General features: G+C 70.6%; 9 protein-coding genes. 6 read left to right on the top strand and 3 right to left on the bottom strand.

Annotated elements, in window-relative coordinates:
- Nucleotides 1–34: 34 nt before the first annotated feature.
- Nucleotides 35–2,278: a transglycosylase domain-containing protein gene (locus ACFQ79_RS06775; protein ID WP_383579840.1), complete on the bottom strand. Its 2,244-nt coding sequence runs from the start codon at nucleotides 2,276–2,278 to the stop codon at nucleotides 35–37.
- A gap of 416 nt (nucleotides 2,279–2,694) precedes the next feature.
- Between ACFQ79_RS06775 and ACFQ79_RS06770 the strand changes: the two genes are divergently transcribed.
- Entirely contained in the window at nucleotides 2,695–3,039 is a 345-nt protein-coding gene (locus tag ACFQ79_RS06770; protein WP_015034550.1) for a WhiB family transcriptional regulator, read from the top strand.
- Between the two features lie 73 nt (nucleotides 3,040–3,112).
- Here the strand turns inward: ACFQ79_RS06770 and ACFQ79_RS06765 are convergent, their stop codons facing one another.
- Nucleotides 3,113–4,465 carry an ArsA family ATPase gene (locus ACFQ79_RS06765; RefSeq protein ID WP_383579839.1) on the bottom strand — a complete coding sequence of 451 codons (1,353 nt, stop codon included), beginning with the start codon at nucleotides 4,463–4,465 and terminating at the stop codon, nucleotides 3,113–3,115.
- Complete coding sequence (locus ACFQ79_RS06760) at nucleotides 4,462–5,424, bottom strand: ArsA family ATPase (protein WP_383579838.1); 963 nt, start codon at nucleotides 5,422–5,424, stop codon at nucleotides 4,462–4,464. The genes ACFQ79_RS06765 and ACFQ79_RS06760 overlap by 4 nt, the downstream gene beginning before the upstream one ends.
- A 122-nt stretch (nucleotides 5,425–5,546) precedes the next feature.
- Here ACFQ79_RS06760 and ACFQ79_RS06755 point away from each other — a divergent pair, with 122 nt between their 5' ends.
- From ACFQ79_RS06755 to ACFQ79_RS06735, 5 genes are all read left to right on the top strand, one after another.
- Nucleotides 5,547–5,705 (top strand): DUF4177 domain-containing protein, encoded by a 159-nt coding sequence (locus tag ACFQ79_RS06755; RefSeq protein ID WP_015034547.1) that lies wholly within the window; start codon nucleotides 5,547–5,549, stop codon nucleotides 5,703–5,705.
- On the top strand, nucleotides 5,702–6,172 hold the full coding sequence (locus ACFQ79_RS06750; protein ID WP_383579837.1) for a RidA family protein: 471 nt from the start codon (nucleotides 5,702–5,704) through the stop codon (nucleotides 6,170–6,172). Before ACFQ79_RS06755 ends, ACFQ79_RS06750 begins: the two co-directional genes overlap by 4 nt.
- Nucleotides 6,173–6,292: 120 nt before the next feature.
- Complete coding sequence (locus ACFQ79_RS06745) at nucleotides 6,293–7,159, top strand: NUDIX hydrolase (RefSeq protein WP_383579835.1); 867 nt, start codon at nucleotides 6,293–6,295, stop codon at nucleotides 7,157–7,159.
- Nucleotides 7,156–7,986 (top strand): MBL fold metallo-hydrolase, encoded by an 831-nt coding sequence (locus tag ACFQ79_RS06740; RefSeq protein ID WP_383579833.1) that lies wholly within the window; start codon nucleotides 7,156–7,158, stop codon nucleotides 7,984–7,986. The genes ACFQ79_RS06745 and ACFQ79_RS06740 overlap by 4 nt, the downstream gene beginning before the upstream one ends.
- A 117-nt stretch (nucleotides 7,987–8,103) precedes the next feature.
- Nucleotides 8,104–8,988, top strand: a complete 885-nt coding sequence (locus ACFQ79_RS06735; protein ID WP_383579831.1) for a prohibitin family protein — start codon at nucleotides 8,104–8,106, stop codon at nucleotides 8,986–8,988.
- The last annotated feature ends 17 nt before the right edge of the window (nucleotides 8,989–9,005 follow it).

Genomic DNA, 9,005 nt, shown 5'->3' with positions numbered 1-9,005 from the left:
AGGTGGGGGCGCCCTCACACGTGTCCGGGTGCCGTCAGCGGTTTCCGCCGCGGCCGTTGCCGCCGCCGATGACTCCGTCCGGGAGGGTGATCGGCGGGAACGTGTTGGCCGGGGGCTTGGTGTCGCCCGGCTTGCCGTCGCCCGGCTTACGGGGCTTGTTCGGCTTGTTCGGGCCCTCGTCGCCTTCCTTCGGGTCCTTGGGCTTCTCGGCCCGCGGGACGGAGATGGGGGCGAAGCCCGGCGTCTCGGAGGCGTTGAGGGCCCCGGTCATCGCGATCTTCCAGATGGGGCCGGGGAGGCAGCCGCCGCAGACCTTGTCGTAGGTCACGCCGCCGATGTTGATGTCGTACATCGACTGCTTCTCGCCGACGTCGTCACCGACCCAGACGGCGGTGGAGAGGTTGGGGGTGTAGCCGACGAACCAGGCGTCCTTGCGGTCGTTGGTCGTACCGGTCTTGCCCGCGTTGTCGCGGTCGCTGAGGCCGGCCTTGGTGCCCGTGCCGTCCTCGACGACGCCCTTCAGCATCTGGTTGATCATGTCGGCCGTGCGCTCGCTCATCGCGCGGGTGCACTTGGTGTCCGGCACGTTGAGCTTGTCGCCGTTGGCCGCCTTGACGGACTCGATGGCGATCGGGGTGCAGTGCATGCCGCGGTTGGCGAAGGTCGCGTAGACGGTCGCCATGTCGAGCGGGGTGCTCTCCTGGGCGCCGAGGGTGATCGAGGGGAGTTCCTTGACCTTCTTGCCGAGCTCACGCTCGTACCCGACGTTCTTGGCCATCGTGATCGTCTCGCACAGGCCGGCCATCTGCTCCAGCTTGGCGAAGTACGTGTTGATGGACTTGCCCAGGGCGCCGGTCATGTCGAAGGAGCCCTCCTCCGACTTGAGCTCGTTGCCGATCTCCCAGTTCTGGTAGCCGGCCGGCTTGCCGTCGCAGCGGGTGAAGTCGCCCTCCGGGATGTTGATCTTCCAGGGGGTGTCGAAGGTCTGCGCCGGGCTCAGGCCCTTCTCGAGCGCCGCCGCGGCCGTGATCGGCTTGAAGGTCGAGCCGACCTGGAAGCCGTACGTCGTGCCGCCCATCTTGCTGCCGACGGCGAGGTTCAGCGTCGTCTGGTGCTGCTTCTGGTCCAGGCCGTACGGGCGGGACTGGCCCATCGAGAGGATCTTGCCGGTGCCGGGCTGGACCTGCACGACCGAGGCGGCGACCGGGTCGTCCTTGTTGATCTTCGCGACGGCGGCCTCGTTGGCGGCGGCCTGCGCGCGCGGGTCGAGCGTGGTCCTGACGGTGAGACCGCCCAGGTTCCACAGCTTCGTCCGCTCCTCGGCGGTCTTGCCGAAGACCGGGTCGTTGAGGATCGTCTTGCGGACGTAGTCGCAGAAGAAGCCGGCGCCGTCGACGGCGGTGATGCAGCCGTTCTTCGGGGTCTTGACCTTCAGCTTGAGCGGAGCGGCCTTCGCCTTGTCCGCCTCGGCCTGGCTGATGTCCTTCACGTCGGCCATCCGCTGGAGGACCACGTTGCGGCGCTTGGTGGCTTCCTGGATGTCGTTGATCGGGTCGTAGCGGCTGGGCGACTGGACGAGACCGGCCATCATCGCCGCCTCGCCGAGGCTCAGGTCGGCGGCGCGCTTGGAGAAGTAGCGCTGGGAGGCGGCCTCGATGCCGTACGCCTGCTGCCCGAAGAACGTGATGTTGAGGTAGTTCTCCAGGATCTTCTTCTTGCCCAGCTCCTCCTCGACCTGGATCGCGAACTTCAGCTCGCGGACCTTGCGGCCGATGGTCTGCTGGGTGGCCTGCGCGACCTTCTCGGGGTCGTCACCGGCCTCCTCGACGAAGACGTTCTTCACGTACTGCTGGGTGAGGGTGGACGCGCCCTGCGCGACCCCGCCCGACTGCGCGTTGCGGTTGATCGCGCGCAGCACGCCCTTGAGGTCGATCGCCCCGTGCTCGTAGAAGCGGCCGTCCTCGATCGCGACGATCGCCTTCTGCATGTACGGGGAGATCCTGTCGAGCGGGACGACCGTCCGGTCCCGCGAGTACACCGTGGCGATCAGACCGCCCTCGGAGTCGAGGATCTTGGTGCGCTGACTCAGCGGCGGGGTCTTCAGGTTGGAGGGGATCTCGTCGAACCCCTCGACCGTGCCCTTCGCGGCCAGGCCCAGTGCGCCGGCCGCGGGCAGGGCGATGCCCGCCAGCACGGCTCCCGCGAGCACACTGACACCGAGGAACTTGGCGGCCTGCTGGGTCCCGGTCAGACCACCGCCGGAGCGCTTCTTTGCCATGGGGGCAGCCTACGTTCTCATTCGCCGGACACACGTATATGCCTTGGCCTAAGCTGCTCCCAACTGTCACAGCAGTGTGGTCTGGCATCAAGACCCGGGTGTGACTTCGGCATGAATTCCCGTGACCCCGAAACATGGGGACCTCGTGTCCGATTCCGGCTCATGCGTCACACGGTGCCCGAAGTGGCACCGTCAAAGAAGGGCGTATCCAGGCGATATGTCCGCTATCACACGCATGTCCTTCGATCACTCCCCTGGGTGATCTGACGCGCACGCATAGTCCGTTCGGGCCATCCAAGATTGGGCCCGAAGGGGGTGTTGCGCTGTGCCCACCTTCCGTAACGTCCCAACTGGCAGCGGTGAATATGCCGCTGCCGCCGTGGGGGAGCCTCGATTCGGGAGAGGACGGCGCCGGTATGGGCTGGGTAGCTGACTGGAGTGCGCAGGCGGCCTGCCGCACTACCGATCCGGATGAACTTTTCGTACAGGGAGCGGCACAGAACAGGGCAAAGGCGGTGTGCACCGGATGCCCGGTGCGGACCGAGTGCCTCGCCGACGCCCTCGACAACCGCGTGGAGTTCGGCGTGTGGGGCGGCATGACGGAGCGCGAGCGCCGCGCCCTGCTGCGCCGCAGGCCGACCGTCACCTCGTGGCGCCGTCTCCTGGAGACCGCGCGCACGGAGTACGAGCGCGGAGCGGGCCTGCTGCCCGTGGCGATCGAGGACGACGCGACGTACGAGGCGTACGCCGCGGTCGGCTAGGCCGCGGTGGGCCGGGCCCCGACGGGTCGGGCCCGGAGAGGCCGGGCCTCGACAGGGGTCCGTACGACGAGGGTCACCGGCCGGCCGTGAGCCGGTCGCCGATGGCCCGCAGCCCGGCGAGGTCGTGCACATCGCCGGGCAGGGCCGCCACTTCGGTCACCGCCACCTCGGGGTGAAGCGCGGTGAAGCGGTCACGCGTGCGCTGCTCACGCGCGAGCACCCGCATGCGCTCGGCATGCAGGCGCAGGAGTCCCGCGGTGAGATGTCGTACGTCTGTGTCGTCTCCGTGCTCGGTGTGCTCTGCGTCGTCTCCAGCTGATTCCTGTGCCGGGTCGGCTGTGGGGGCAGCCTGGGGTACGGGAGGTGCGGCGGTGGCGGCGGTGGCGAGGTCGGACGGCTCGGGCTCGGTGGCCGGGGAGCCACCTCGCTCAGTCTTCCCGGCCCCCTGATCCACAATGCGCCCCTCGTCAAGATTTTCCGCCGCCGCCCGCGCCCGCTCGGCCGAAAGCCGGGCGGCGGCGCTGCCGTGCACACGGTTGAGGACGAGACCCGCCAGCGGCATCTCCTCGGCTGCCAGCCGCTCCACGAAGTAGGCGGCCTCCCGCAGCGCGTCCCGCTCCGGCGTGGCCACCACGAGGAAGGCCGTGCCCGGGGCCTGGAGCAGCTTGTACGTGGCGTCGGCGCGGGTCCGGAAACCCCCGAACATCGTGTCCATCGCCGCGACGAACGTCTGCACGTCCTTGAGGAACTGACCCCCCAGCAGCTTGCCGAGGGTCCCCGTCATCATCGACATCCCGACGTTCAGGAACTTCATCCCGGCCCGGCCGCCCACCTTCGCCGGCGCCATGAGCAGCTTGATGAACTTCCCGTCGAGGAAAGACCCGAGCCGCTTCGGCGCGTCGAGGAAGTCCAGCGCGGAGCGCGACGGCGGGGTGTCCACGACGATCAGGTCCCATGCGTCGCGCGCCCTGAGCTGGCCCAGCTTCTCCATCGCCATGTACTCCTGCGTACCGGCGAATCCGGCCGAAAGAGACTGGTAGAAGGGGTTCTCCAGGATCGCCCGCGCCCGGTCGGGCTCCGCGTGCGCCTCGACGATCTCGTCGAAGGTCCGCTTCATGTCCAGCATCATCGCGTGCAGTTCGCCGCCGTCGGAGCCCTTGATCCCGTCGACCTTGCGGGGGGTGTTGTCGAGGGAGTCGATGCCCATCGACTGGGCGAGCCGGCGCGCCGGGTCGATGGTGAGGACGACGACCCGGCGGCCGCGTTCCGCCGCCCGCACGCCGAGCGCCGCCGCCGTCGTCGTCTTGCCGACGCCGCCCGCCCCGCAGCAGACGATGATGCGGGTGCCGAGGTCGTCGATCAGCGGGTCGAGCTCCAGCACGGGAACGGCGTCGAGCCCGTGCGCCTCGGGGGACTTCTCCGTCACGCGCCCACCCCTTGCTTCCGCAGTTCCTTCGCCAGCCGGTAGAGCCCCGCGATGTCCGCCCCGTCCCCCAGGAACGGCAGCTCGTACGACGGGACGCCGATGCCGTCGAGGACCGCGCGCTGCGCCCGCTCCAGCTCCACCCGCCGGGCGTGCTCGGAGGCCTGGTCGAGGAGCGGCTCCACGAGCGTCGCCCCGCCCGCGACGCCCACGGAGGCCAGCGTCCTCGCGATCGCGTCCCGGTGGTCGCCGGCGGCGGCCCGTACCGCCGCCTCGTCGAGGACGTGCGGCCGGACCATGTTCACCACGACCCGTCCCACCGGCAGTTCGGCCGCGCGGAGCTCCGCGATGCCGTCCGCGGTCTCCTGGACCGGCATCTCCTCCAGGAGGGTCACCAGGTGCACGGCCGTCTCGGGGGACTTGAGGACCCGCATGACGGCCTGGGCCTGGTTGTGTATCGGGCCGATCCTCGCCAGGCCCGCCACCTCGTCGTTGACGTTGAGGAAGCGGGTGATGCGGCCGGTGGGCGGCGCGTCCATGACCACGTGGTCGTAGGTGTGGCCGCCGTGCTTCTCGCGCCGCCGGACCGCCTCGCAGGCCTTGCCGGTCAGCAGGACGTCCCGGACGCCCGGCGCTATCGTCGTCGCGAAGTCGATCGCGCCGAGCTTCTTCAGGGCCCGCCCGGCGGTGCCCAGTTTGTAGAACATCTGGAGGTAGTCGAGGAGCGCGCGCTCGGCGTCGATCGCCAGCGCGTACACCTCCCCGCCGCCCGGGGCGACGGCGATCTTGCGTTCCTCGTACGGAAGGGCCTCCGTCTCGAAGAGCTGTGCGATGCCCTGTCTGCCTTCGACCTCGACGAGAAGGGTGCGCTTGCCCTCCGTCGCGAGGGCGAGCGCGAGGGCGGCGGCGACCGTCGTCTTACCGGTACCGCCCTTGCCGCTGACGACCTGGAGCCTGCTCACGCTGTCGAGCCTAACCACTGGCGGCCGCGCCCAATCAGGAGGCCGCCCCCGAGAAGCCCCCCGGGGGCGGCTTCAGGGCAGCCTCGGAGAGCCGCCCCGCGTCAGCGGATACAGTCGGGCCCATGACCAAGTGGGAGTACGTCACGGTGCCGCTTCTGGTGCACGCGACCAAGCAGATTCTGGACACCTGGGGCGAGGACGGCTGGGAGCTCGTCCAGGTCGTGCCCGGGCCGAACAACCCCGAGCAGCTCGTGGCCTACCTGAAGCGGGCCAAGTCGTGAGCGGGAAGGTCGAGGCGAAGCTCGCCGAACTCGGCCTGACCCTGCCCGCCGTGGTGCCGCCGCTGGCCGCCTACCAGCCGGCCGTGCAGTCGGGCGTCTACGTCTACACCTCGGGCCAGCTCCCGATGGTGGGCGGCGAACTCCAGCTGACCGGCAAGGTCGGCGCCGAGGTCACCGCCGAGGAGGCCAAGAAGCTCGCCGCCACCTGCGCGCTGAACGCCCTCGCGGCCGTGAAGTCGGTCGCCGGTGACCTCGACCGGATCAAGCGGGTCGTGAAGGTCGTCGGCTTCGTCGCCTCCGCCTCCGACTTCACCGGGCAGCCGGGCGTCGTCAACGGCGCCAGCGAGCTGCTGGGCGCCGTCCTCGGCGACAAGGGCGTGCACGCGCGCAGCGCCGTCGGCGTGACCGTGCTGCCGCTCGACGCCCCCGTCGAGGTCGAGGTCCAGGTCGAGCTGGTCGAGGCCTGAGCCGAGGCCCACGATCGCCCGCACATGCCACAGAGCCGGTTCCTCCGCGCGGGCCCGCAAGGGTCCGCCCGGCGAGAACCGGCTCTCGTGCATTCAAGTACTTGCGCATAGCATCCGGCCATGTCGAATGGTCAGTGGTACCCGCCCGAGTGGCCCGACCGCATCCGCGCCCTCGCCGCCGGTGAGCTCACCCCGGTGACCCCGCGGCGCGCCGCCACCGTCCTGCTGCTGCGGGACGGGGCCGCCGGTCCCGACGTCCACATGCTGCGCCGCCGCGCCTCGATGGCCTTCGCGGGCGGCGCGTACGCCTACCCCGGCGGCGGGGTCGACCCGCGCGACGAGCACCCGGTGCGCTGGGCGGGGCCCTCCCTGGAGACCTGGGCGGCCCGGCTCGGCCTCGACGACCCCGCGCAGGCCCAGGCCGTGGTCTGCGCCGCCGTACGCGAGACGTACGAGGAGGCGGGCGTCCTGCTCGCCGGGGAGACCGAGGACACGGTCGTCGGCGACACGACGGGCGAGGACTGGGAGCGGGACCGGGAGGCGCTGGTCGCCCGCGAGCTGTCCTTCGCCGACTTCCTCGACCGGCGCGGGCTCGCCGTCCGCTCCGACCTGCTCGGCGCGTGGGCCCGCTGGATCACGCCGGAGTTCGAGCAGCGCCGGTACGACACCTGGTTCTTCGTGGCCGCCCTGCCGGCCGGGCAGCGCACCCGCAACGCCTCCACGGAGGCCGACCGGACCGTCTGGATCCGCCCGGCGGAGGCCGCGGCCGGCTACGACCGGGGCGAGCTGACGATGATGCCGCCGACGATCTCGACCCTGCGCACCCTGGAGCCCTACGGCACGGCCGCCGAGGCCCTCGCGGGGGCCCGGGAGCAGGACCTGACCCCCGTGCTCGCGCAGGCCCGTCTGGACGGCGACGAGCTGGTCCTGAGCTGGCCGGGCCACGAGGAGTTCACCAAGATCATCCCGATGGGAGGCGACCGATGAGCGACGCCGCCGCCCTGCCCGGCCAGCCGCGCGGACTCGTCGCCTCCGGCCCCGCGACCGACCGGGCCGTGAACGTCCTCGCGCCGAACCCGTCCGCGATGACCCTCGACGGCACCAACACCTGGCTGCTCTCCGAGCCCGGCTCCGACCTCGCCGTCGTCGTCGACCCGGGGCCGCTCGACGAGAGCCATCTGCGGCATGTGATCGACACCGCGGAGAAGCTCGGCAAGCGGGTCGCGCTCACGCTGCTGACCCACGGCCACCCGGACCACGCCGAGGGCGCCGGACTCTTCGCCGAGCTGACCGGGACGGCCGTACGGGCCCTCGACCCGGCGCTGCGGCTCGGCGACGAGGGCCTCGGCGCGGGGGACGTGGTGGCCGTCGGCGGCCTCGAGCTGCGGGTCGTCCCGACGCCCGGCCACACCTCCGACTCGCTCTCCTTCCACCTGCCGGCCGACCGGGCCGTCCTGACGGGCGACACGATCCTGGGGCGCGGGACGACGATGGTGGCCCATCCGGACGGGCGCCTCGGCGACTACCTGGACTCGCTGCGGCGGCTGCGCTCGCTCACGGTCGACGACGGGGTGCACACGGTCCTGCCGGGGCACGGACCGGTCCTTGAGGACGCGCAGGGGGCCGTGGAGTTCTATCTGGCGCACCGGGCGAGCCGGCTGGCCCAGGTGGAGACGGCGGTCGAGAGCGGCCACCGGACGGCCGCGGAGGTCGTCGCCCATGTGTACGCGGACGTGGACCGCTCGCTGTGGCCGGCGGCCGAGCTGTCCGTGCGGGCGCAGCTGGAGTACCTGAGGGAGCGCGGTCTGGTCTGAGTCGCCGGGCGGAGTTGTCACGATCCGGAACCGAGTGGGACCCCCGGCGCGTCGGTCGTCTTGACCTGTGCTTTACGCTCCGCTTACTTCTGGCCGTAGCTTTCGGGGGGAACGCCCGTGTTCGTCATCGCCATCCTGCTGGTCATAGCCGCAGTGGTGCTCTTTTTCGTCGGCCGAGCCAACGACTCCAAGGGGCTGAAGTTCGGCGCCCTCGGTGCGGTCCTGGCCGGCGTGTTCTCGTTGATCGTGAGCATGACGTACGTGATCAGCGCGTACGAGGTCGGTGTCCCGGTCGCCTTCGGCAAGGTCGGCTCGCCCATGACCTCGGGCATGCACGTGAAGTCGCCCTTCACCGACGTCACGACCTTCTCGACCCGCCCGGTCGACCTCAACCTCTCCGACAAGGACGTGGTCGAGGTCCGGTCCTCGCAGGGCGGTGTCATGTACGTCGAGGTGACGGTGAAGTGGGCCGTCGTCCCGACCAAGGCCGTGGAGCTCTACAAGCTCGCGGGCAGCGAGGACACCGTCCAGCAGCGCCTCGTCTACCCCGACAGCCGCGAGATCGTCCGTAACGTCTTCGCCCGCTACACCAGCGAGCAGGGCTACGCCTCCGACCGCGAGAAGATCAACGCCGAGATCGGCACCCTGATCAAGCAGCGCCTGGTCCCGCGCGGCATCGACGTGACCACGGTCAACCTGCGCAACGTGAAGCCCTCGGACTCGCTCCAGGCCCAGATCGACCGGAAGATCCAGCAGCAGCAGGCCACCGAGCGAGCCACCGAGGCCGCCCGCACGGCCAAGGCCGAGGCCGACCGGCGCCGGATCGAGGCGGAGGGCATCGCCCGCGCCAACAAGATCCTCAACGACTCGCTGACGGACCGGGTCCTGATGAACCAGTGCATCGACGCGTTCAAGGACGCCGCGGCGAAGAACCCGATCTACACCGTGCCCTGCGCGAACGGCTCCTCGGCGCCGGTGATCGTGGACGGCTCGAAGCGCTGACGGCGAGCCCCCAGGCG

Origin of the sequence: Streptomyces sp. NPDC056480, from assembly GCF_042795405.1 — a bacterium.
Lineage (GTDB): Bacteria > Actinomycetota > Actinomycetes > Streptomycetales > Streptomycetaceae > Streptomyces.
This window is presented reverse-complemented; position numbering and strand designations above follow the sequence as displayed.

Coding starts and splice junctions, on each gene's coding strand:
- ACFQ79_RS06775 (WP_383579840.1), bottom strand. CDS start 2,278: ATGGCAAAGAAGCGCTCCGGCGGTGGTCTGACCGGGACCCAGCAGGCC.
- ACFQ79_RS06770 (WP_015034550.1), top strand. CDS start 2,695: ATGGGCTGGGTAGCTGACTGGAGTGCGCAGGCGGCCTGCCGCACTACC.
- ACFQ79_RS06755 (WP_015034547.1), top strand. CDS start 5,547: ATGACCAAGTGGGAGTACGTCACGGTGCCGCTTCTGGTGCACGCGACC.
- ACFQ79_RS06745 (WP_383579835.1), top strand. CDS start 6,293: ATGTCGAATGGTCAGTGGTACCCGCCCGAGTGGCCCGACCGCATCCGC.
- ACFQ79_RS06740 (WP_383579833.1), top strand. CDS start 7,156: ATGAGCGACGCCGCCGCCCTGCCCGGCCAGCCGCGCGGACTCGTCGCC.